This is a genomic window from Tenacibaculum sp. SZ-18 (assembly GCF_002813915.1).
Classification (GTDB): Bacteria; Bacteroidota; Bacteroidia; order Flavobacteriales; family Flavobacteriaceae; genus Polaribacter.
This window is the reverse complement of record NZ_CP019335.1, coordinates 1,577,153-1,600,117: the sequence shown is the minus strand read 5'-3', so window position 1 is coordinate 1,600,117 and position 22,965 is coordinate 1,577,153. Positions and strand designations below refer to the sequence as shown.

Genomic DNA, 22,965 nt, shown 5'->3' with positions numbered 1-22,965 from the left:
TTTCTATTTTGTAATCTAAGTAGAAAAATACATAAAACTAAGATAATTTTAAAGGAAGATCTGTTAATCTTTTCCCAGTTAGTCTTCTAACTGCATTAGCTACAGCTGCGCCAATTGGTCCCATTGGTGGTTCTCCAACTGGTAATGGAATATCTACTCCTTGTATAAAATGAATATCAATTTCTTTTGGAGCATGTTTCATTAAAGCCATATCATAAGGACCGTAGATCGTCGGAGAGAGTTGACCATTTTCAAGAGTCATTTTTTCAAACATAGCACCGCTCATTCCCATAATTATAGATCCTTCACATTGTGCTTTTACTTGATCTGGATTTACGGTTACACCACAATCGAAAGCACAAACAACTTTGTGAACTTTAATTTGACTATTTTCTATTGAAACTTCCACAACATGGGCAGAAGGCGAATTTGCATCTGTAGACGCTGCGAATCCTTTAGCGATTCCATTTGAAGGTTTATCATTATAGTTGCCTTTTTCAGCCGCAAGTTTAATAATATCATATAGTCGTTTTTGATTTCCCTCGTTGCTAATACTAGCTAATCGAAATTCAACTGGATTTTTTCCTGATTTAATAGCCATTTCATCAACAAAACTTTCAATTGCAAAAGTATTCGCCAATAAACCCAAACTTCTCCACCAACTTGTTGCAAACGGTAAGGTTGTATGCCACTGAACTGCTCTATGATTTGGAATTTTATCATACATAATATTACCACCTCGCATTGCACCGATATCTGTTCCTAAGATTGAATTGACAGCATTTGGAAATAGAATAGATCCTGTAGCAACATCTCCACTTGCATAATGATGTTCTAAACTATCTAAGAAGCCTTCAGAATTTAGTTTACCACGCATTACATGATGAGTAGGAGGTCTAAATAAATCATTTTGAAACTCTTCTTTCCTTGTGAAAATGTATTTAACAGGTTTTCCTACTTCTTTTGATAATTGAACAGCTTGAATCGCATGATTTGTATTTAATCGCCTACCAAATCCACCGCCTAAGTAAGTAGGAACAACATTCACTTTTTCTTTATCAACACCTAAGGCTTTCGCAACATATTCTTGGGTTTTACCTGGAACTTGTGTAGAAAGTATAATAGATATATTCCCATCATTATAATCTGCAAGAGCACCGTTGGGTTCAATTTGTGCGTGAGCTCCAATAGGACTTGTAAATGCTATGGAAACTGTGGAATCATCATTTGGGTCAAGTGCATTTCCTTGTTTTTGGGTTATCATTTCGTCACCTTTACCGACTTGTAATAATCCACGAATTTCTTCTTCAGTCCACTTTTTAGATATATCCCATTCTACGTCAATTTCAAATTTAGCTGCTAAAGCTTGCGGATAACTTTTTGCCACTACGCCAACCCAATCATCTATTTGAACAATTTTCACGACACCTGGCATATTTTCTGCCTTATTTGTACTAGCGCTTTTGAATTTAGCTCCAACAGTATTGGAACGAATTATTGTAGCATGCAACATATTTGGCATTTCAGCATCTAAACCAAAAATAGGATCTCCAAAAACCTTTGCATTTAAGTCAATTCTACGAATTGGCTTTCCTATGAACTTGTAGTCTTTCATAGGTTTTAAATTTGGAGTGTCTGGAACGATCCATTCCATAACACCTTCAGCAATTTCAGCATAAGTCATTGATTTACCTCCGCCGGAAACAATTCCATTTTTAGTGGTTAAGGTAGAAGGATTTACATCTAACTTTTTAGCTGCTTCAATTTTTAACATTTCTCGCATTGTTGCTGACAATTCACGCAAAGGTTTCCAGAGTCCTCCGACAGATAAACTTCCACCTGTACTTAAGGCATCAATAACACCTGTCTTCGTGGCTGCTCCGATCACCTCGATTTGATTTATGGCTACATCCATTTCATCCGCAATCATTTGTGCAAAACTTGTAAAGGAACCTTGTCCCATTTCAACTTTTGGCGAATGAAAAATAACTTTATTTTCTTTTGTTAACTCAAACCATAGGTTAGGTTTTGTTCCGCTTCCAATATACGAAGGAGGAATAGTTTCAGTCATTTCAAGAATAGATCTTCTTAAAGGGTTTCTTAAAACATAAGTCCCAACTGCCAAAACTCCTAATGTTCCTAAACCACCACGAACTAAAAATTTACGACGAGAAATTCCTTTGTTTTGTTGTTTTGTATTACTCATAATCGAAAAATTAGTTGGTAATCGTGTTCTTTATTTCGGCTGCACGATGTATTGCTTTTCTCATTCGATAATACGTTGCACAACGACAAACATTAATTATATTTTGGTCGATATCTTCGTCTGTTGGGTTTGGAACTTTTTCTAATAATGCTGCTGTAGCCATCATGAAACCAGGTTGACAATAGCCACATTGAGGAACTACTTTTTCAATCCAGGCTTGTTGAACAGGATGCGGATTTTGAGGTGTTCCTAAACCTTCAATAGTTATTACTTTTTTTCCTTCTGCAAATTTTACCGCATAAGAACATGAACGAATTTCTTCACCATTAATCATAATTGTACAAGCTCCACAAGCCGCTTTACCACAGCCAAATTTAGTTCCTTTTAAATCTAGAACATCTCTAATTACCCAAAGTAAAGGTGTGTTGCCATCTTCAATATCGATAGAAGTAGGTTGATTATTTATTTCAAATGAAATTCTCATAAAAAGGGATTTAGTCATTATTATGGATTAGATGGAATTATGGCTCCGTCTTTAAACCATTGTTTTACAGCTTTTATATATTCATCCACAGGAACAGGAGGAGGATTTCTTTTAGTTCCATCGGCACGTATACCTGGCTCCCAAGCCCAAAGAACTAATTCGTGTTCGGTTAAATGATGCATTAATTCTTCATGATTTCTTCCTCCATTTCGTTTAGGATCTAGCATTGATTCTGCAATCTCATTTCTAGTTACGCCTTCCCATTTCATACTTTCTGGAGCTAATGACCATCCTGGAGCACCAGGAACTCCTGAATAATTATTATTTTCTGATTGGTGACAAGTAGTACATTTTGTTGCTTGATATCCTAAATTATTTTCTCCACGAGACATGCCAAAATAATGAGGATGTGCATCATCTCCTTGTTTTGGAATATTATCATTTGGGTGACAATTAACGCATCGAGGACTCATTAATACGTCCATCATTTTAGTGTAATTGTCATTGTTGTTTTTTGAAGAAGCTATTTCTTTTGAAACAAGAACATATACTGGCGAGTTGTTTAAATTAGAAGCTAAAATTATTCCAGTAAGAAGTAATAAAGGTATTACAAGTAATTTTACTGATTTCCTCATAAGTAGGTTGTAGTTGATACTTAAAAATACAAAAATTACTTTAAATCAGTTGTTTGAGTTAGTTGTTTGAAATCGTTCAATTTTGTGAAAAGAAATCGTTATGTAAAATAATGATATTTCCAACTGTATCAATTCCTCCTACATTTCTGTAGTTGATATTTGAAAATGATTAGATGATATTTTTTGATTTTATACTGTACTTCTATTTCTAATCTTTGATTAAAATAATTAGTGAAGAAAAATCCAACTTATTTATCAATTTCTTTTTAGTTGGTCCGAGATGTACAATATTTAGGTTCAGTATATTTCCTTTTATAATTTTATATTGTTCTAAGCAATATCTGTATATAGTCTTCATGTTGGGACAAATGATATTCTATAATTAGGATAACAAATTTGTGATACTATAAGTAATTTGTTTCACAAGAGACAGCCAAGTGGTTATGAACAATTTAATCCATATAATAAAACATGAATGATACAAGAAAACAACATAAACTTGTCGAAAAACATGAAATTTATCCTTTACATTTCATAGAAAGAGTTACTATCTTCGGAAATTGAAGTTTCTTTATTTTCAATTAATTCTTTTATATTTAGTTCAATAGTTTTTGAAATAGAGCCGATTGGACAATCTGTAGGTCGATTACTAAATGGATCTTGAACATTTTTTGCAATTTTTTCTAACAGCAAAAAAGGAATTGAAATTACGATTAGAACAGGAATTCCAATCCACATTTTGAAATTCATAAAAGACAACGATAAAAGAAACAAAAAGACAAAGATGAAGAATCTTAATGTAAGTCTATATGTTTTTGGGAAAATTGTTTTTTTTATTCTTTCCGCTTTTCCCATTGATTCACATAATCTGACAATAGTACTATCGATTTGCATTTGTTGAAAGTCGTTTAAATTGCCGTTTTTGTGAAGATTATTAAGGTCATTAGAATGCTTGTTAAGAATAGAAAGAGGAAGGTGATTATGACCACGTAAAATGTCTTTTTCATCTTCAGGAACATATTTTACAATTGAGTTTTCTGGATCTTTTTCTCGCAAATTATCAGCAAACAAATAACACCAAGCTATTTGTCTTAATGCCATTTTCGTAACTGTAGCTTTCGCATTCTGATTTGTGTAATTTAATAATTGAGTAACAAAAGACCTTGAATCATTTACAATTGCTCCCCAAATTTTTCGTGCTTCCCACCATCGATCATAAGATTGACTTAATTTAAAAGAAAGTAAAAGAGTAATTGATGTGCCTAAAAATCCACTAAAAGATAAAGGTAATTCAATTTTTAAATATTGTTGTTCTAGCACATAACTAGCTGATACAAAACAAGCAACTAAAACTATATCCCATTTAATAAGGTTAAACCAATATTTTAAGGGTACTCTCTTTTCTAAAATCATAATGTTAAATAAATTGTTGATGCTAAATGTAGTAAAATCAAATTTGTTTTGAATAGAAAATTTTTGTTGATAACCTATAACATTGTAGCGCAATATAAGAGAGGATAAAATTGGTTTGCTTTTGACTATAAGAATCGTTTTAATTACACATAACTAGTTTTCAAAGAAAAATTCATTTACAATACGTAAGAACTTAATCTGACTCTTTTAGTTTCTAACTTGATTATATATTTATTTCTAATAAGTAGAAGAAAAAAAATAAAATGTAGAGTTATGCCATTAAATTTAAAAACCATTAAAAGAGGGTTAAAATGTACATTTAAAAATTTTCTAGTCAAAAAGTATTTTTCATTCCGTATGAAGTGAAAAAATGTTAACCGAAAATGTAGCCATATTAAAATGTAGATCACTTATTATTTAGAAATGGAATTGTAGACTAGTTTAATAGCAATTATATTCCTGAGAAAAAATCATTATATCGGTTTGAAATTCATTGTATTCTAAAATAGCTATAAATCCAACTAAAAGTTTGTAGTTAATTCAAGGGCTGCCACATTTGATATTTAATTGGGAATTGTTTTTTTGGATAATTTATGTTGGTGTTTAAATCAAAGTAGATAGAATCAAAACTAAAAACTATATTTAGTTAAAGAGCTTCAAATTTTCCATTTAATGGTAGATTCAATGCTCATATTCCGTATTTTTTTGATAATAAATTGTGCTAAATAGTATAAAAATGATTTTTTCTATGAAGGGTTGTTAATTGAGATATAATTATACCATTAACATTAGCTTATTTTATTACTCATATTACAGCTGGAATTAAAGGAATATTAGCATACTTTAAAGCTCGTCTTTTTTTATCCAATTTACGTCATTTAGAATGTTTCATCTAGTTTTAATTTTGTGTCATTATTAAGACTAAATAAAAATAATGATTATAAACGAAGCTCCTCCTTTTAAAGAATTATCACTAAATAGTTACTTATTTAATGATGAATCTCTTGCATTATATGAAGAGTATATTTCCAAAACATTAATTTATGTCCAAAAATATTTGGCAAAGCGAAAGTTTTACAAAGGTGATGATATTGAGGAAATCAGGAGAAATAAGAAGAAAGCAAGATTAACAGATATCAATTCTTCCAGTCCAATTCATAAAGCATTAGAAGAATTAAATGAGTTGTACTTAGAAAATGCAATTGCATTCCATAATCCTAATTATGTTGCTCACTTAAATTGTCCAATTACCCTACCTTCAATTGTTGCAGAATTAATTGCGACAACTGTTAATACGGCAGTTGAAACTTGGGATCAAAGCACTTCGGCAACTTTTATAGAGCAAGAAGTAATTCGTTGGATTTGTAATGAGTTCAAATTTGATGAATATTCAGATGGTGTTTTTACTAGTGGTGGTACTCAATCAAACTTTATGGCATTATTAATGGCAAGAGATCATTATGCCTTCGAAAAATTTGGAATCAACATTAAACAAAATGGATGGTCAGAACAAGTAAGTAAGTTTAGATTCTTTTGTTCTGAAAAATCACATTTTAGTATAAAGAAAAATGCCGCACTTTTAGGTATGGGATATGACGCAGTTGTTCCTATAAAAGTTGATAGCAGAATGCGCATGGATACTGAGGAATTAGTTCTTGCTATAGAAAAAACCAAACAGGAGGGAAATATTCCAATTGCGGTTGTAGCTACTTTAGGAACAACGGATTACGGAAGTTTTGATCCAATAAAAACGATAGGGAAAATTGCAAAAGAACAAGATCTTTGGTTGCATGTTGATGGAGCTTATGGTGGTTGTTATGTATTAACAGAGACTCATAATCACTATTTTGATGGAGTTGAATATGCAGATTCTATCACCATAGATTTTCATAAAACATTATTCCAACCGGTAAGTTGTAGTGCGTTTTTAGCAAGGAACAAAAAACATTTTCAGTATGTTTCTTACTATGCAGACTATTTAAATCCTTTAGAAGATAAAGATTCAGAAAGACCTAATTTAATTGAAAAGTCTATTCAAACCACAAGACGGTTTGATGCTTTAAAAGTTTGGTTAACATTAAAAACATTAGGAACAAAAACTATTGCTTCTTACTTAGAAGAAGTACATCATTTAGCAAAACAGGTGTATAATAAAATGCTTAGTAACCCAAATTTTGAATTAGCACATGTTCCTGAATTAAGTACAGTTGTTTTCAGATACAAAAACTCCGAAGCCGATCATGAACCTACGCATAATGAAGTGAATCTACATATAAAAAATACTTTATATAAAACTGGAAAAGCATCTATTGCAAGTACTAAATTAAATGGAAATATCTATTTAAAGTTCACATTGTTAAACCCAAAAAACACTATTAACAATTTATTGAATATTGTAGATATGATTGAAAAAACAGGTAGACTTTATCAACCTAAAACTGAAGCATTATGAAGCAGAACAATGTAGCTGATTTTATTGCAATTGGAGTTGGTCCTTTTAATTTAGGATTAGCTTGTTTAACAGAACCTATAGAAAATTTAAATGGAATTTTTCTAGACAAAAAAGAAAGTTTTGATTGGCACCCAGGAATGTTGCTGGAAAACACAACATTACAAATTCCGTTTATGGCTGATTTGGTAACCTTGGCAGATCCTACCAATAAATTTAGTTTTTTGAACTATATAAAAGAGCGGGGGACAATGTATTCTTTTTATATCCGTGAAAACTTTCTGTTATTGCGTAATGAATACAATCAGTATTGTCAATGGGCTATTGAAAAGTTATCTAATGTTTATTTCAATACGGAGGTAATTCATATTGATTACGAAGAAGAAAGTGGTTTTTATATCGTAACCAGCAATTGTACAAAAACTCAAGAAATTAAAATTTATAAGTCAAAGAAGCTGGTATTTGGTACTGGAACACCTCCATATATTCCTGAATCTTGCAAGAAATTGAAAGAAAAAGCTATCCATTCTTCTCAATATTTAGATTTTAAAGAAGAGTTGCAGAAGCAAAAGAAAATTACAGTTTTAGGAAGTGGACAAAGTGCAGCAGAGATATTTTATGATTTATTACAAGAGGCAGATTCGAGAGGATATGAACTAAATTGGATTACACGTTCACCTAGATTTTTCCCGCTTGAATATTCTAAGTTGACTTTAGAAATGACATCACCTGAATATGTAGACTATTTCTATAATTTACCTGACGAGAAAAGAGATGATTTAATTAAAAATCAAAAGCATTTATATAAAGGAATTAACAGCGATTTAATTGCTGCAATTCATGATACGTTATATACAAAGAGAGTTACTAATAAAGTCCCATTGAAGGTATCACTCCGTACTAATTCTGAATTAATTAAAACACAATTATTAGAGGATTCGATTCAGTTGGATTTACATCAAATTGAGCAAGACAAGTATTTCAGACATATAACTCAAGGTTTAGTTTTAGCAACTGGATATACTTATCAACTTCCTGATTTTGTTGATGGAATTTTAGATAGGATTAAATGGGATTCTAGGGAACGCTTCGATGTAGGAAGAAACTACAGTATTGATATTTCAAACAAAGAAATATTTGTTCAAAACGCTGAGTTACATACACATGGTTTTGTGACTCCAGATTTAGGAATGGCGGCTTATAGGAACTCTTATATTATCAAAGAACTTACTGGAGTTGAACATTATCCAATCGAACAAAAAATTGCTTTTCAACAATTTGAAGTTCATGAAGATGAAGAAATACCAGTAACTATTTTAAATGAATATGAAACTTAAAACTTTTTTAATAGTTATGACGTTGGTTGCTGTAGTTAGCGATTATCTATTGCATCCATTTTATCCTCAATTTTTTGAATTACGTTTTGGGATAGAGAATCCTGAATTGGTAGGTTATTATTTTGCTGCAATTTGTTTCATGGTAATGATTGCATTTCCGTTTTGGGCATATGTTTCAAAAAAAGTGTCAGAATTAAATATTTTGGTTTATACACAGTTTGTAGCAGGAATTCTAGCTTTACTTTGTTTTTATACAGAATCATATATAGCTTTTTGGATTATTTCATTAATCATGGTGATTTTTAAGGGTAGTTATTTATTGGTGTATCCCTATATATTAAAAATTATCACTAAAGAGGAACATCCAAGTACAATTGGTCTTTTATCAGTAGTTGTCCATTTAGGAGGAATTCTTGGCGCTGTTATTGGCGGATTGACAGTAGATTTAATTGATCCTAGAAATATATTTCTAATAATGGCTTTGGGAGATTTTGTTCAAATGGGAATGAGTATCTATTTATTAAGAAGTAAAAAATACGCAACAGGTTTAGTAGTTTCCGAAGAACTAGAATCAAAAGAAGAACGTTTTTTACCTAAAGGATTTATTCTAAAGTTAGGAATTATTACTTTAATTTTATATTTCAGTGATTTTCTAATAAGACCATTTTTCTCGCTGTATTGGGAAAGTTTCTCAAGTTTTAAAACTAAACTTGTTTCAGGTACAATTTATGCTATTCCTGGTTTTATTGCTCTAATTGCCCTTTGGATAAATAATAGAAGAAAAACAAGTGATGGTTACAAAGGAATTATAAATGCCTTATTTATTGCTTTAATTGGACTGTTTTTGCAAGGAATACCTTCTGAGTTATTTGTGATTTCAGGAAGAATTATTTATGGTTGGGCAATTTTTCAAGGTGTAGTAAAATTCGATGTGTTGTTGTTTGAATTAAGTTCCCCGGAATCTTATGCTATTGATTATAGTAAAATTCACTTTTTCCAAAATTTAGGCGTTTTATTAGCTTCCTTGAGTGTAGGAATTGTTGTAGAGGACTTTGGACTACAAATTCCATTTACTATCGCATTTATGGGATTCATAATAACACTACTGTTATATTTCTTTGTTTTTAAGTCTGTTAGAGTTCATCATAAACAACTAGCTAAAAACTAGAGCATGATAGAAAATCTTAATTTTAATAAAGAATATAAAAGTTTTGGAAATATTGAAATTAGACCGTTCAATATAGAAACTGATTCTGATTTTTTGCAATCATGGGTCACTCAGGACTATGCAGTTTTTTGGGGAATGCAAAATGCTTCTTTACAAGATGTAAAAGAAGAATATACAAAATTACAGGAACCCGAACATTATAATGTTTTTGTAGGACTTTATAATAATAAACCAGCATTCGTTTTAGAAAGATATGATCCTAGAAAGGATATAATTGGTAAATTTTATGAGGCTAAGTATACTGATTGTGGAATACACATTATAGTTGCACCTCCAACAAAAACAAAAATTGAGAATTTTACTTGGTTCATGTTTAGAGCTATAATGGATTTTGTTTTTACAAACCTTATGGTCTACAGAATTCTAGTAGAGCCAGACATAAGAAATAAAAAAATGTTTGCCTTGTGCCAGCGAATAGGTTTTCAATTAGATAAAATTATTGAATTACCTCATAAAACAGCACAGCTAGCATTTTTAACTAGAGAAAATTATCAACAAAAAATCAAATCTCTTTTACCTTCAAAAAGAAGTACTATGAACACAATAGATAACGTGGTTTCCCCACAACAATCAACTCATCATATACAGCCTACAGCATGGGAACAAGCTAATCGTTTATTAATTAAAAAAGCATTATGTGAATTTTCACATGAGTTATTAATTGAACCAGTAGTTCAAAATGATTTAGAAAATGGTTACAAAGAATTTATAATAAAGGCTGACGATAATAACATTATTTATTTTTTTAATGCAAAGCCCTTGGCGTTAAATCATTATATGATTGATGACAACTCGATCAGAAAAACTATCAACAATCAAGTAGCTGAATTAGACGCAATTTTCTTTATTAAAGAATTTAGAAAAGCATTGGGAATTGCAGACGAAAAAATGCCTATTTATCTTGAAGAAATTATCAGTACCTTATATGGTAGTGCTTTCAAAATAACCAAAGGAAATCCGACTGCGAAAGAATTAGCTATTGCTGATTTTCAAACTATTGAACAATCAATGACTGAAGGACACCCAGGTTTTGTAGCTAATAATGGAAGAATTGGATTTGACAGTACAGATTATCGCACTTATGCACCAGAAGCAGGAAACTCGTTTTCTTTGTTATGGTTGGCTGGTCATAAAAGTAAAGCAGTTTATGCCGCGATTGAAAGTTTACCCTATGAAAAATTAATCCTTCAGGAATTAGCTGCTGCAACAATTGAGAACTTCAATGCAACCATCAAGGAAAAAGGTTATAATCCTGAAGATTATTTGTTTTTACCGATTCACCCATGGCAATGGTTTAATAAACTTGCGAATATATTTGCTCCTGAAGTGGCAAAAGGTGATCTGATATGCTTAGGCTATGGACCCGATCAATATTTAGCTCAGCAATCTATTCGAACATTATTTAATACTAGTAATCCCCAAAAATTCTATACCAAATCTGCCCTATCAATCTTAAATATGGGATTCATGAGAGGACTACCTCTATATTATCTTGGAACCGCACCTAAGATGGCAGTTTGGTTGGAGAATTTACTATATAGCGATTCTTATATTAAAGAAAACGGATTTAGAATGCTTAGTGAAATTGGTTCAGTAAGTTATGTTAATCCGTACTTTGAAGAATTTGGTCCACATAATGATTATAACAAAATGTTAGCTTCATTATGGAGAGAAAGTCCATACTCTAAAGTTAAGAATAGTCAAAAGCCGATTACAATGGCAGCCTTATTACATATTGATCATCATGGTAATGCTCTTTTACCCGAAATGATAAAAGATTCTGGTCTTTCAATAGATGACTGGATTCGTAAATATTTACAGGCATATTTAAGTCCAATGTTACATTGTTTCTACTATTATGACTTAGTATTTATGCCTCATGGAGAAAATATAATTCTTGTTTTAGAAGATAATATTCCAGTATATGCTTTATTAAAAGACATCACTGAAGAAGCCTGTATTTTAAGTACAGATGTAGAATTACCAGAGCATTTAAAACGGATGTATGCACCTGTTCCCGAAGATGTGAAGTTATTATCAATTTTTACAGATATGTTCGACGGTTTTTTCCGTTTCCTATCACCAATTTTAGAAGAACATGCAAACTATAGTGAAAATAGATTCTGGGAATTAGTTGCTGAAAATATTTCTGAATATCAAGATAAATTTCCTGAGTTAGAGCAAAAATTTATAAAGTATGACTTGTTTGCTGATGATTTCAAATTATCATGTTTAAATAGATTACAATTAAACAATCATAAACAAATGATTGACTTAGATGATCCGGTTGCTCTATTACAATTTGCTGGAAAACTTGTAAATCCGATAGCTCAGTTTAAAAATCAAGAAGTATAGTATGATTTCAACGAATCAAATAGTATTTAGCAGGGAAATTGAGAAAATAGGTACAATAAGTATAAGACCTATTCAATTAGATTCTGATATCGATATACTTTTCAGTTGGGTCACAAAACCATATGCAAAATATTGGGGAATGTTAGGACAAACTATAGATGAAGTAAAACAATCATATCAAGAAATTGAAGATAATAATTATCATCATACTTATATAGGATTATTAAACGAAAGACCAATTTTTTTAATGGAGAGATATAAAGCTTCACAAGATATTATAGCCTCTCATTACAAAGCTCTAGATGACGATTATGGAATGCATATTCTAGTTGCGCCAGTTGAAAAAAGAATACCAAATTTTACTTGGGAAGTTTTTAGAACTGTAATGGAATACTTCTTCAGTTTGTCCTTTGTAACTAGAGTAGTGGTAGAACCTGATAAAAACAATAATAAAATTCATTTGTTAAACAAGAAGGCAGGCTTTGTATACCATAAAGAAATAGAATTGCCACATAAAGTAGCGTCATTAGCTTTTTGTACTAAGAAATTATACCAAGAAGCAATTAAGAAAATTTAAAATGTTTGATACTAATATATCACATTTACAACCTCACATTTGGGAAATTGTAAATCGTAATTTAATAAAGAAAGCTCTTAGCGAGTTTTCACATGAACTGATACTTAAACCAGAATTTTTAAAATCTGAGAATGGTTGGAATCGTTATCGAATTACTTCTGATTGTAAGCAATTCACTTATGAATTTAATGCTAAAAAATATCTGTTAGATCATTGGTATATCGACAATAAAAGTATTACTAAACGTGATGGAAATACATATAACAGATCTCTAGACGCATTGTGTTTTATAACAGAGTTTAGAAAAACATTAGGTATACCTGATCAATTCTTAGGAACATATTTAGAGGAAATTACAAGTACATTATTCGGGGCGGCCTACAAATTGGCTAATGAGAAATTTTTAGCACATGAGCTATACAATAAAAGTTTTCAAGATATTGAACATGCCATGACTGAAGGTCATCCTTGTTTCGTTGCCAATAACGGTAGAATTGGATTCAATACTAATGATTATCACTTATATGCACCTGAAACAAATAAACCTTTTCATATAGTTTGGATTGGAGTTCATAAAAATTATGCTTCTTTCACAGGTGTTAAAGATTATGATTACGACAGTCTTTTACGTATTGAATTGGGAGAGGAAAAAGTTTATGAATTTTCTCAAATAATTGAGGACATGAATTTGGATAGAAACAATTATCTATTCATGCCTGTTCACCCTTGGCAATGGACAAATAAGATTACTCATGTATTTGCTGCTGATATTGCACAGAAGAATATAGTTTTTGTTGGAGAAAGTGAAGATGAATATTCGGCACAACAATCTATACGAACACTTTTTAATTTAACAAATCCAGAAAAATTATATACAAAAGGAGCTCTATCTATTCTAAATATGGGATTCATGCGAGGATTGTCTCCTTACTATATGAAAAGTACCCCACCAATTACTACTTGGATTACCGAACTTCTTTCAGAAGATACATACTTGCTGGATAATGGTTTTTCAATGCTCGGTGAAGTCGCCACGATAGGATATAAAAATCACTATTATGAAGTTTTGGGCAAAACTAATCCTCATAATAAAATGCTCTCGGCACTTTGGAGAGAAAGCCCAATTACTAAAATATCTTCGAATCAACGAGTATTAACAATGGCCGCTTTATTGCATCTTGATTCTGAAGATAATTCATTATTATCATCCCTAATTGAAAATTCTCCATGTGGAGCTACAAATTGGATTAAAAATTATTTAAGAGCGTATTTATCACCATTGTTACACTGCTTTTATCAATACGAATTTGTGTTCATGCCTCATGGAGAAAATATAATAATCGTGCTTGAAGAGCACACTCCTGTTTATGTGCTAATGAAAGACATTACAGAAGAAGTAATCGTGTTCAATACAAAAATGGAATTACCTGAACATGTTGACCGATTATTCACAGAAACGACAGATACAATGAAGGTATTATCAATTTTTACCGATGTTTTTGATTGTTTCTTCCGATTTATGGCTGAACAACTAGAAACCCAAATCGGATTTTCAGAACATAATTTCTGGCAGCTGGTAGCAGAGTGTATTTATGAATATCAAGATAAATTCCCTCAACTCAAAGAAAAATTTGAACGATACGATTTATTTGTTGATGAGTTTGACCGTTGTTGTTTAAATAGATTACAGTTAAGTAACACCAGACAAATGTTAAATTTAGCTGATCCTATTGAGAGTCTAAAGTTAGATGGGACCCTTGAAAATCCTCTAGCTAAATTCAGAAAAGAAAGAAAAATTTCTAACTCTATTTCAGTAACTGTATAAAATGAATTTTGAAGAATTATCACAATTAATTAAAGAAAGAAAAACAACTTATGCTTATGATTTTTCAGAGCAAAAAATTAGTAAAGAAACTATAGAAGCTGTTGTATCAAATGCTCTATGGGCTCCTACACACAAACTTACACAACCCTGGCGGTTTGTTGTTCTAGAAGGTCAACATAAACATGAATTAGGCCAATATATGGCGGACTATTACAGAAAACGATATACAGAAGAAGAGTTTTCTAACGAGCGTTATGAAACTACAAAATCATATGCAAAAAATGCCACATTACTTGCCTTAGTATTTCAACCTAGCAAAAGAGCTCAGCTTCCTGAATGGGAAGAGATAGCTGCTATATCTTGTGCTATTCAGAATATGTGGTTGAGTTGTACAGCCATAAAATTAGGTTGCTATTGGGATACCGCAGAAGCTACAATGGAATATGGTAAATGTATACGATTAGAAGAAGGAGAAAGATTTCTTGGAATTTTCTTTATGGGACATCTTAAAGCAGATATAGAATCAGGAAACAGACGAAGAAAGCCTTTATCTAAGAAATTAAGTTGGATAAATTCATAATTACTGAAAAACAACTAGATACTAAATGGAAAAACAAAATAGAGTTAGAGTAGTAGACTTTGGAAGAGGACTTAGTGTATTAATGATGATACCAATACACGTATTAATGCTTTTTGCTACCGTTGATACATGGGAAAACTCATTTACAGGAAGCTTTGGTCAACTTTTAGAAAGAGGATCACCTAGTTTTCTTATTGCTATGGGGATATCTTTCGCTTTTTCAAAAAAATCAAATAGAAACGGAATACTAAAAAAGGCATTACTCATCATTGCTCTTGGTTATGTATTAAACTTTCTACGATTTATTGTTCCTATTTTATTTTTTGGTGGTTTCCCACAGAGTTTTGTAGAGGCAAGTGGCTTAGAAATGAGCAATATCAAAGTAATGATGGATTATTTATTAAAAGGAGATATGTTTCAATTGGTAGGGCTTTCCTTATTTCTAATTGGTTTATCCTATAATTTCCTAACAAAAAACAAATATGTTATTATTATACTTTGCCTTGCAATACTATGGTTATCAAAAACTGTAAGTGGTATTCAATTAGGAATTCCAGTAATAGATTACCTATTAACCTTAGTTTGGGGTAATAACTTTGATGTATACTTTCCTTTATTTCCTTGGATGGCTTTTATTCTTATAGGTCTTTTCTTAGGTTTAAATTATCAAGAAAAGAATAATTATGTTAATAAGGGATTAGCACTACCATCATTATACATAGGCCTTATTTTTGCTATCATTGGAAAATTACTTTGTGATTATAATTATGAATATCATTTTGGTGATTACTATCATTTAGGTCCTGGTGGGGCTCTTGGTTTAATGGGTGTATTACTAGTTATGCTATGGATTATTTATCACATTGAAAGATTATTGCCAAAAGATAATTTAGTCTCTAAATTGTTCTTCTACTGTAGTAAAAACGTAACAAAATTCTATATACTGCAATGGGTTCTAATTTATTGGCTACTTGCTTTCACTAGTTTTTCTATGTGTAGTGAATTGACTGTAATCTCAATTATTATTGGAATTAACATTGGGACTTTTGGATTACTTTATCTTTTAAATAAAGCTTTAATTTCAAGGAATGAAAGGAAAAAGAGAACGTTACAAGCTACTATTTAACATGAAAAAACACTTATTCTTAATACTGTTAATAGCTTTTCATATTAAAATTTCTAGTCAATCAAAACTAGCAGGTAGTTATGGATTAGATTCTGATGTTCAAGAATTTTTGAATGTCATTCATTCTTATGAGGGACTACCATTACAAGATTTGGAATTGGAAATTGGAAGGAAAGTTATGGAAGGAATGCAACAAGATTCTATATTGAATTTTGATAAAATAATTTTTGAAAAACAAACGATAACTATCAATCAAAAATCTGTTAAAACAGTATTTGTAAAACCGAGAAATTCTCAAAAGGAAATATTACCTGCTTTAATCTATTTTCATGGCGGTGGTTGGGTTTATAATAGCTTTGATACTCATAAAAGATTAATGCGTGATATTGCGCTTAGAGCAAATATTGGAATTGTATTTGTCGAGTATTCAAGAGCTCCTGAAGCTAAATTTCCAATTGCAAATGAAGAAGGGTATTTAACTGCTTTATATCTATCCAAATATGGAAATAAACATGGTCTAGATCCAAATAAAATAAGTGTGGGCGGAGATAGTGCTGGAGGGAACATGGCTGCTGTAATCAGCTTAATGGCTAAAGAAAGACAAGAATTTGAATTAGTCTCACAGGTATTAATCAACCCAGTAACGGATACAAATACCAATACAAAATCATATGAACAATTTTCAAAAGGACATTATCTTTCTAGAGACATTATGATATGGTTTTGGAATCAATATGCTCCAGATAAAAGCCAGCACTATTCAAGTAAAATTGCTCCTTTAAAAGCTACAAACGAAGAGCTAACAAATTTACCTCAAACATTATTGATAACTGCCGAGTATGATGTTTTAAGAGATGAAGGTGAAGCATATGCTAAAAAATTAAGAATGGCTAAAGTCCCTGTAACTTCAACAAGATATGGAGGAACAATTCATGATTTTGTTGTGTTAAATGCTTTGAAAGACACAAATCCTTCTCGGGCAGCATTAAATCAAATATGTGATTTCCTTAGAGAAACATTTTTAACCCCCGAAACCAATAACCTAAAATGATAAAGACGTATAAATATTTTGATATCGATTATTATCCAGAACATGAATTACTGTTGTGGAAGATTAAATCCGATGGTATCCCAAACTTCTCACTAGAAGGTTTAAAAGAATTTACAGCTTTTGCAAATGACTTGAAGATGATTTTAGCTGATAATGGATATCCCCTAAAATATATAGCTTCATCTTCCATGCATCCAGAAGTTTATAATATGGGAGGAGATTTACCATTCTTTTTCGAGAATATTATAAATCAAAATCGTGAGGTATTAACGGAGTATGCACATTTGTGTATTGAGGTTATTCATAATATCTATAATAGTTTTGGTCTTCCTGCAATTAGTATTGCTTTAGTTGAAGGAAATGCATATGGTGGCGGCTTCGAATGTGTTGCAGCTCACGATATTATATTAGCAAATAATGATGCAAAATTCTGCTTACCAGAAAATAAATTTAATCTTTTTCCTGGAATGGGAGCTTATAGTTTTCTATTTAGAAAGCTAAACTTCAAAACAGCATCAGACGTTTTATATAATGGAGATATTTATGACGCTTCTCAAATGAAAGAACTAGGGTTAGTAAATCAAATATTTAAAAATAACAGAGGAATTGATAGACTGGTTGAATATATCAATAAAACCAGTTATAATTTCATTTATAATCATCACAAATGTTTAAAAAGAGTTTTCCCTTTACAAAAAAGTGAACTAATCGATATAACAGATATATGGGTAGATGCTTGCTTAAATTTAGATAATAAAAGTCTACGGAGAATGGAGTTAATTATAAATGCTCAAAATAGAAAACTAAAACAAAAAGTAATTAAATAAATATTTTAGATATAATAGAATATGAACTTATTAGACGTTGAATCTTTTGCTATTCAGTTACAACACATGAGCTTTATTGTTCTCGTGTTAATGATTGTGGAGTGGGGGATACTTATTTTCTCTAATTATATCGAAAGTAAAAAAGAAGGTGTTGTTAGTATTGTTTCTTATCTGATACAAAGTATTCCTTACTTTTTACTTTCTAAGGTACTAATTGTTGGGGTTATGTTCGGACTATATAACTTTCGAGTATTTGAACTCGGATTTGAGTGGTATTACTGGATTTTAGCATATTTATTATACGATTTCACTGTTTTTTTTATTCATTTCTTGGGACATAAAGTAAGATTTCTTTGGTGCATTCATGGAGTTCATCATACAGCAGAAGAAATGAATTTAACTGTGGTTGCAAGAGGATCTATTTTTGATGTGTTTTTCACTCCATTTAATTTCATTTGGTTACCGATTTTAGGTTTTCATCCATTTATGATATTTGTAATTGAACCAATTGCGAGATTATATGCTACATTAACTCATATTAGTGAAAAATATGTAGGTAAGCATAAATGGCTAGAATACATTTTTGTTACACCTTCGGTACATCGTGTTCATCATGCGAAAAATCATATTTATTTAGATAGAAACTACGGTGAAACCTTTAGCATCTGGGACAGAATTTTTAAAACATTTCAGAAGGAAGTCGACAATGAAAGAATCGAATATGGAATTATGCACGATGAATTAAATAGTGAGAGCTTTTGGCACGTTCAATTTTTAATGTGGAAAGAACTTTGGTTCGATGTTAAAAATGCTCCAACAATTATTGATAAAATTAAATACGTACTAATGCCACCTGGATGGAACCATATTGATGGCGGGAAAAGATCAGAAAGTTATAGAGAAGAAGCTTGGAAAAAAAAAGGAATTAAGAACTAAACGGTATTTCGATATTGTTTCGGAGTCTGTTTTACGATTTTTTTAAAGGCTGCTGAAAAATGGGTTGGATTCTTATATCCGACTAATTCGGCAATTTCATAGATGGGTTTTGAGGTTTTAGAGAGTAATTTCTTCGCCTCAACTATTCTTTGCTGTAAAGCAAAATCAAAAATTGTGGTTCCAAAATTCGACTTAAATTCTTTTTTTAATTGAAACTCATTTAAAAACACCTTCTTAGAAAGTTCTTGAATAGAAATTTGAACGTCTAAATTATTTACAATAAAATCTTTGGCTAAATGAACTTTTTTCAAAATCGTTGAATTCTTTAAGCCCGAGCTTTTACTATCAAGACGTAACATTAGTAATTCTAAAACTTTAGATTCTAAGAACAATCTTTTCAGTAAACCGTTTCTATTATCTTCTAATAATTCATTTACGATTTGCTGCGTTTTATAATCTAATTGATTAGAAAAATTATTTTTTAAGTTACGTACATCATAATCCTCGTATATTGGGAAGTCCTTGTCTAGCTGATGTTTTTGAATAAAAGCATCTGACATTTTAATAACAATTTCTCTTATCAGCTTTCCTTTCGGGTAAACTACACAGCCATTGGCTAAGTTTATAAATGAGATACAACTCTCTAGTTCTTCTTGTATTAATTCAATATTAGATTGTGGCAGGGAAATCACTTTCTCGCCATTAAGTAATATCGAAAAAATAAGCGCATTAGTTTTCTGTTCACCTCTAACTTTAATATCAGATGAAAATAAAACCTCTCGATGTCGTATCATTAAACCATCGAAATTCCAACTCTTTACAAATCCAGAACCAAAACTTTCTTTTACGATATATTCTTTGGTTGCTAAACCACAGTGATTATTTATACTTTTAAGTATCAAAATCTCATCTAAAACATATTTATTATCGATACTAATATCAATATCAATAGTATACATAGCTCGTCATTTTTTATCCCAATTACGTCATTTTGTAATCACTATAGTTGGTAGTTTTGCACTTGCAAAATCAATTATTTATACTAATTCTAAATAATTAAAGTTCTTGGGGAACATAATTCCAACAAAAATAATATATAATAAGTCTAAATAAAAATAAATGAAACGATTTATACTTTCATCTTTGCTATGTTTTTATAGCTTAATCAATTATGCCCAAATAAGCGGTAATGTAATTGATAATAATAATCAACCATTAGTCGGTGCAACAGTTTTAGTTAAAGGAACACTAAATGGAACAGATACTGATATTGATGGTAATTTTAAAATTGAAAATATATCTGGTCAACAAACATTAGTTGTTTCTTCAATTGGATATAAAACAAAAGAAATAACCATAACTGCACCTAATAATTCAGTGTCTATTATATTATTTCAAGGAAACGAGATCCTACAAGAAGTAGTTGTTGCAGGTAGAATTAATAAATTCTCAAGAAAGAAAACTGCTTATGTTTCAAAACTTCCTTTGAACGATTTAGAAAATGCACAGGTTTATTCTACTATAACGTCTGACTTATTAGAGTCCCAAATTGTTACCAACTTAGAAGACGCTTTGAACAATTCAACTGGTATAAGTAAATTATGGGAAGCTACTGGTCGTGCTCCAGGAGAAGGAACAGGTTATTTTTCTGTAAGAGGTTTTGCAACTCAACCCAAGTTAGTTGATGGAATGCCTGGATTCACTTTAAGTGCATTAGATCCTTCATACATTGAAAGAATAGAAGTTGTAAAAGGTCCATCTGCAACATTATTCGGAAGTACAGAAACTTCTTTAGGTGGTTTAATTAATATTGTTACTAAAAAACCATTCAAAGGAGAAGGAGGAAGTTTATCTTACACCGCAGGATCATTTGGTTTAAATCGATTTTCTATTGATTTTAATACGCCAATGGCTAACAGTGACAAAACATTCTTAAGAGTTAATGCCACGTATTTAACGCAAGATAGTTTTCAAGATGCTGGTTTTAAAAATACATTCTTTGTAGCTCCATCAATCACCCATCGAGTAAATAATAGATTAAACTTATCATTCGGATTTGAGTTTGCGCAAACTTCCCAAACAAACCCATCTATGTTATTCGTTAATAGGTTGGGTCAAGATCGTTTAAATGCAATTCTTACTCCTTTTGGTGTAAGTGCTCAAGTTCCAACAAATGTTGAAGAATTAAATGTTAATCCAAACAAATCTTTTACATCTAATGATGTTGAATTAAATACAATTAACTTCAATACAAGATCTATTGTTGATTATAAAATTTCTGATCAATGGACATCACAAACTATATTTGCAAGCAGTTACGCTTCAACTAAAGGATTTTATCAATATAACATTGATGGTGGAGCAGCTGGATTATTGCAAATTTCAGGAGCTCTTGGAGCACTATTGGCAGATCCAACTTTAAATGCTGCTTTAGGTCCTGTGGTGAACCCTTTAATAAGTGAAGCAGTATCGTTAACTGCTACTCCTTCTTTTGCTCGAATTTTTGATAAAAGAAATGCCAATGCCACAAATTTAAATTTACAACAAAACTTTATTGGAGACTTTAAAATTGGTGATTTTAGAAATCGCTTTGTTGGAGGATTAGATTTCGTGGATAGATCTCAGCATTCAAGAAATAAAAATGGTAGTCCAGTAATTGATGAAAATTCTAACTTAGGAAATGTGCTGTTTTTCTTGGAAAACCCATTGTTTTTCGCTCCTGTTGATCCAGCAACGGTTAGTTTTTTAGGAGCTGTTGCAGGCCAAGTTAGAGATGGGTTCGCTGGTTTTCCTTATTATGACGCTTTCTTAGATGCACAAGGAAATGTAAAATCACCTGTATTTACACCAAACGCAAGTTATAGTGTTTCGGCTTCTGATTTAGAAAATGTATTTAGAAATGTTCCAGTAAATGATATCAAAACGAACTCAAGAACTTATGCAGCTTATGTTTCTAACGTTATTAACGTAACTCCTGAGTTAACAGTTAATTTAGGGCTTCGTGTAGATCACTTCGATCAGGATGGAGATACATCTACAACCAATGACGATTACACAAAAACAACTTTATCTCCAAAAGCTGGATTAGTATATCAAGTGATTCCAAATGAATTATCTGTATTTGGTAATTATCAAACTGGATTTGTTAATAAGGATCCTGTAATTGCTACAATTACTACAATTAATCCTACAACTGGTCAGCCAGAAACAAATGTTGAAGTCCAAAACTTTCAACCGGTAAAAGCAAATCAATTCGAAGGAGGAATTAAAACAAATTTATTCAATAACAGATTCAATTTAGGAGCTTCTTACTACCATATCATTGCCAATAATATTACAACAACAGATCCAATGGCATTTTTAACAACTGCCCAAATTGATCTTAAAGAAGTTGTAAGTAAAGGAGTTGAGATTGAAATGAATGCAAATCCTTTTAGTGGTTTAAATATTAGAGGTTCATATGCATATAACGACAGTAAAGTTACTGATGCATTCAGTAGTATCGCAGAACGAACAATCATTGATCAAAACGGTCAAACTGTTGTACAAAAAGGAAATGAAATAACAGAGTTATTAAATAGAAGACCTGAAGAAGCGGGCCCTCAACATAATTATAATTTTTGGGTAGATTACAGATTTGGAGAAGGAACATTCTTAGAAAATTTCGGAATTGGAGCAGGATTTAATGGAGCGTCTGAACATCTAACAATCAATAATGCAATCTCTGGAACTTTTGAATTACCTAGTTATACGGTTTATAATATGGGTGCTTACTATGAAGCTAAAAAGTTTAGAATTGGATTTAAAATTAATAACCTAACAGATAAAGTGTATTATAAAGGTTGGAGTACTGTTAATGCGCAACCATCAAGAGCATATTTAGGTTCTATTAGCTATAAATTTTAATGTCCTGTAATTAATAATTTGAATTATATA

17 protein-coding genes are annotated in these 22,965 nt (G+C 31.1%); 12 read left to right on the top strand and 5 right to left on the bottom strand.

All coding sequences use genetic code 11. The features are described from left to right. Nucleotides 1-37 precede the first annotated feature (37 nt). From BTO06_RS07275 to BTO06_RS07260, 4 genes are all read right to left on the bottom strand, one after another. Nucleotides 38-2,206, bottom strand: coding sequence for a xanthine dehydrogenase family protein molybdopterin-binding subunit (locus tag BTO06_RS07275; RefSeq protein WP_100924664.1), 2,169 nt, complete (start codon nt 2,204-2,206; stop codon nt 38-40). A 10-nt stretch (nt 2,207-2,216) separates the two neighbouring features. Continuing rightward, the gene (locus tag BTO06_RS07270) at nt 2,217-2,690 is read right to left on the bottom strand and encodes a (2Fe-2S)-binding protein (protein ID WP_100924663.1); all 474 of its coding nucleotides are present in this window, start codon (nt 2,688-2,690) and stop codon (nt 2,217-2,219) included. Between the two features lie 20 nt (nt 2,691-2,710). Then, entirely contained in the window at nt 2,711-3,325 is a 615-nt protein-coding gene (locus tag BTO06_RS07265; RefSeq protein ID WP_100924662.1) for a hypothetical protein, read from the bottom strand. Between the two features lie 525 nt (nt 3,326-3,850). Continuing rightward, entirely contained in the window at nt 3,851-4,738 is an 888-nt protein-coding gene (locus BTO06_RS07260; RefSeq protein ID WP_100924661.1) for a bestrophin family protein, read from the bottom strand. 934 nt (nt 4,739-5,672) lie between these two features. Here BTO06_RS07260 and BTO06_RS07255 point away from each other — a divergent pair. From BTO06_RS07255 to BTO06_RS07205, 11 genes are read left to right on the top strand one after another with little or no spacing between them, the layout of a single operon-like run. After that, on the top strand, nt 5,673-7,190 hold the full coding sequence (locus tag BTO06_RS07255) for a pyridoxal phosphate-dependent decarboxylase family protein (RefSeq protein ID WP_100924660.1): 1,518 nt from the start codon (nt 5,673-5,675) through the stop codon (nt 7,188-7,190). Beyond that, complete coding sequence (locus BTO06_RS07250; protein WP_100924659.1) at nt 7,187-8,524, top strand: lysine N(6)-hydroxylase/L-ornithine N(5)-oxygenase family protein; 1,338 nt, start codon at nt 7,187-7,189, stop codon at nt 8,522-8,524. The genes BTO06_RS07255 and BTO06_RS07250 overlap by 4 nt, the downstream gene beginning before the upstream one ends. Continuing rightward, nucleotides 8,514-9,692, top strand: a complete 1,179-nt coding sequence (locus tag BTO06_RS07245; protein ID WP_232731535.1) for an MFS transporter — start codon at nt 8,514-8,516, stop codon at nt 9,690-9,692. Before BTO06_RS07250 ends, BTO06_RS07245 begins: the two co-directional genes overlap by 11 nt. Before the next feature lie 3 nt (nt 9,693-9,695). After that, on the top strand, nt 9,696-12,107 hold the full coding sequence (locus tag BTO06_RS07240) for a GNAT family N-acetyltransferase (RefSeq protein WP_100924658.1): 2,412 nt from the start codon (nt 9,696-9,698) through the stop codon (nt 12,105-12,107). Nucleotide 12,108: 1 nt separating this feature from the next. Further along, a complete protein-coding gene (locus tag BTO06_RS07235; RefSeq protein WP_100924657.1) occupies nt 12,109-12,684 on the top strand; it encodes a GNAT family N-acetyltransferase in 576 nt (191 codons plus the stop codon). Between the two features lies 1 nt (nt 12,685). Beyond that, the gene (locus BTO06_RS07230; protein WP_100924656.1) at nt 12,686-14,509 is read left to right on the top strand and encodes an IucA/IucC family protein; all 1,824 of its coding nucleotides are present in this window, start codon (nt 12,686-12,688) and stop codon (nt 14,507-14,509) included. Nucleotide 14,510: 1 nt separating this feature from the next. Next, nucleotides 14,511-15,089: a nitroreductase family protein gene (locus BTO06_RS07225; RefSeq protein ID WP_100924655.1), complete on the top strand. Its 579-nt coding sequence runs from the start codon at nt 14,511-14,513 to the stop codon at nt 15,087-15,089. A gap of 25 nt (nt 15,090-15,114) precedes the next feature. After that, on the top strand, nt 15,115-16,215 hold the full coding sequence (locus BTO06_RS07220; RefSeq protein WP_100924654.1) for a heparan-alpha-glucosaminide N-acetyltransferase domain-containing protein: 1,101 nt from the start codon (nt 15,115-15,117) through the stop codon (nt 16,213-16,215). Beyond that, nucleotides 16,178-17,266 carry an alpha/beta hydrolase gene (locus BTO06_RS07215; RefSeq protein ID WP_100924653.1) on the top strand — a complete coding sequence of 363 codons (1,089 nt, stop codon included), beginning with the start codon at nt 16,178-16,180 and terminating at the stop codon, nt 17,264-17,266. Before BTO06_RS07220 ends, BTO06_RS07215 begins: the two co-directional genes overlap by 38 nt. Next, nucleotides 17,263-18,093, top strand: coding sequence for a crotonase/enoyl-CoA hydratase family protein (locus tag BTO06_RS07210; protein ID WP_100924652.1), 831 nt, complete (start codon nt 17,263-17,265; stop codon nt 18,091-18,093). The genes BTO06_RS07215 and BTO06_RS07210 overlap by 4 nt, the downstream gene beginning before the upstream one ends. A 21-nt stretch (nt 18,094-18,114) precedes the next feature. Beyond that, entirely contained in the window at nt 18,115-19,029 is a 915-nt protein-coding gene (locus tag BTO06_RS07205) for a sterol desaturase family protein (protein WP_198517142.1), read from the top strand. Here the strand turns inward: BTO06_RS07205 and BTO06_RS07200 are convergent. Beyond that, complete coding sequence (locus BTO06_RS07200) at nt 19,026-19,988, bottom strand: helix-turn-helix transcriptional regulator (RefSeq protein WP_100924651.1); 963 nt, start codon at nt 19,986-19,988, stop codon at nt 19,026-19,028. The genes BTO06_RS07205 and BTO06_RS07200 overlap by 4 nt on opposite strands. Nucleotides 19,989-20,148: 160 nt before the next feature. Between BTO06_RS07200 and BTO06_RS07195 the strand changes: the two genes are divergently transcribed. Continuing rightward, the gene (locus tag BTO06_RS07195; protein ID WP_100924650.1) at nt 20,149-22,935 is read left to right on the top strand and encodes a TonB-dependent receptor; all 2,787 of its coding nucleotides are present in this window, start codon (nt 20,149-20,151) and stop codon (nt 22,933-22,935) included. The last annotated feature ends 30 nt before the right edge of the window (nt 22,936-22,965 follow it).

What these genes read in the sequence shown, in the direction of transcription:
- BTO06_RS07275 (WP_100924664.1), bottom strand. Translation starts at nt 2,206, where the DNA reads ATGAGTAATACAAAACAACAAAACAAAGGAATTTCTCGTCGTAAATTT.
- BTO06_RS07270 (WP_100924663.1), bottom strand. Translation starts at nt 2,690, where the DNA reads ATGAGAATTTCATTTGAAATAAATAATCAACCTACTTCTATCGATATT.
- BTO06_RS07265 (WP_100924662.1), bottom strand. Translation starts at nt 3,325, where the DNA reads ATGAGGAAATCAGTAAAATTACTTGTAATACCTTTATTACTTCTTACT.
- BTO06_RS07260 (WP_100924661.1), bottom strand. Translation starts at nt 4,738, where the DNA reads ATGATTTTAGAAAAGAGAGTACCCTTAAAATATTGGTTTAACCTTATT.
- BTO06_RS07255 (WP_100924660.1), top strand. Translation starts at nt 5,673, where the DNA reads ATGATTATAAACGAAGCTCCTCCTTTTAAAGAATTATCACTAAATAGT.
- BTO06_RS07250 (WP_100924659.1), top strand. Translation starts at nt 7,187, where the DNA reads ATGAAGCAGAACAATGTAGCTGATTTTATTGCAATTGGAGTTGGTCCT.
- BTO06_RS07245 (WP_232731535.1), top strand. Translation starts at nt 8,514, where the DNA reads ATGAAACTTAAAACTTTTTTAATAGTTATGACGTTGGTTGCTGTAGTT.
- BTO06_RS07240 (WP_100924658.1), top strand. Translation starts at nt 9,696, where the DNA reads ATGATAGAAAATCTTAATTTTAATAAAGAATATAAAAGTTTTGGAAAT.
- BTO06_RS07235 (WP_100924657.1), top strand. Translation starts at nt 12,109, where the DNA reads ATGATTTCAACGAATCAAATAGTATTTAGCAGGGAAATTGAGAAAATA.
- BTO06_RS07230 (WP_100924656.1), top strand. Translation starts at nt 12,686, where the DNA reads ATGTTTGATACTAATATATCACATTTACAACCTCACATTTGGGAAATT.
- BTO06_RS07225 (WP_100924655.1), top strand. Translation starts at nt 14,511, where the DNA reads ATGAATTTTGAAGAATTATCACAATTAATTAAAGAAAGAAAAACAACT.
- BTO06_RS07220 (WP_100924654.1), top strand. Translation starts at nt 15,115, where the DNA reads ATGGAAAAACAAAATAGAGTTAGAGTAGTAGACTTTGGAAGAGGACTT.
- BTO06_RS07215 (WP_100924653.1), top strand. Translation starts at nt 16,178, where the DNA reads ATGAAAGGAAAAAGAGAACGTTACAAGCTACTATTTAACATGAAAAAA.
- BTO06_RS07210 (WP_100924652.1), top strand. Translation starts at nt 17,263, where the DNA reads ATGATAAAGACGTATAAATATTTTGATATCGATTATTATCCAGAACAT.
- BTO06_RS07205 (WP_198517142.1), top strand. Translation starts at nt 18,115, where the DNA reads ATGAACTTATTAGACGTTGAATCTTTTGCTATTCAGTTACAACACATG.
- BTO06_RS07200 (WP_100924651.1), bottom strand. Translation starts at nt 19,988, where the DNA reads ATGTATACTATTGATATTGATATTAGTATCGATAATAAATATGTTTTA.
- BTO06_RS07195 (WP_100924650.1), top strand. Translation starts at nt 20,149, where the DNA reads ATGAAACGATTTATACTTTCATCTTTGCTATGTTTTTATAGCTTAATC.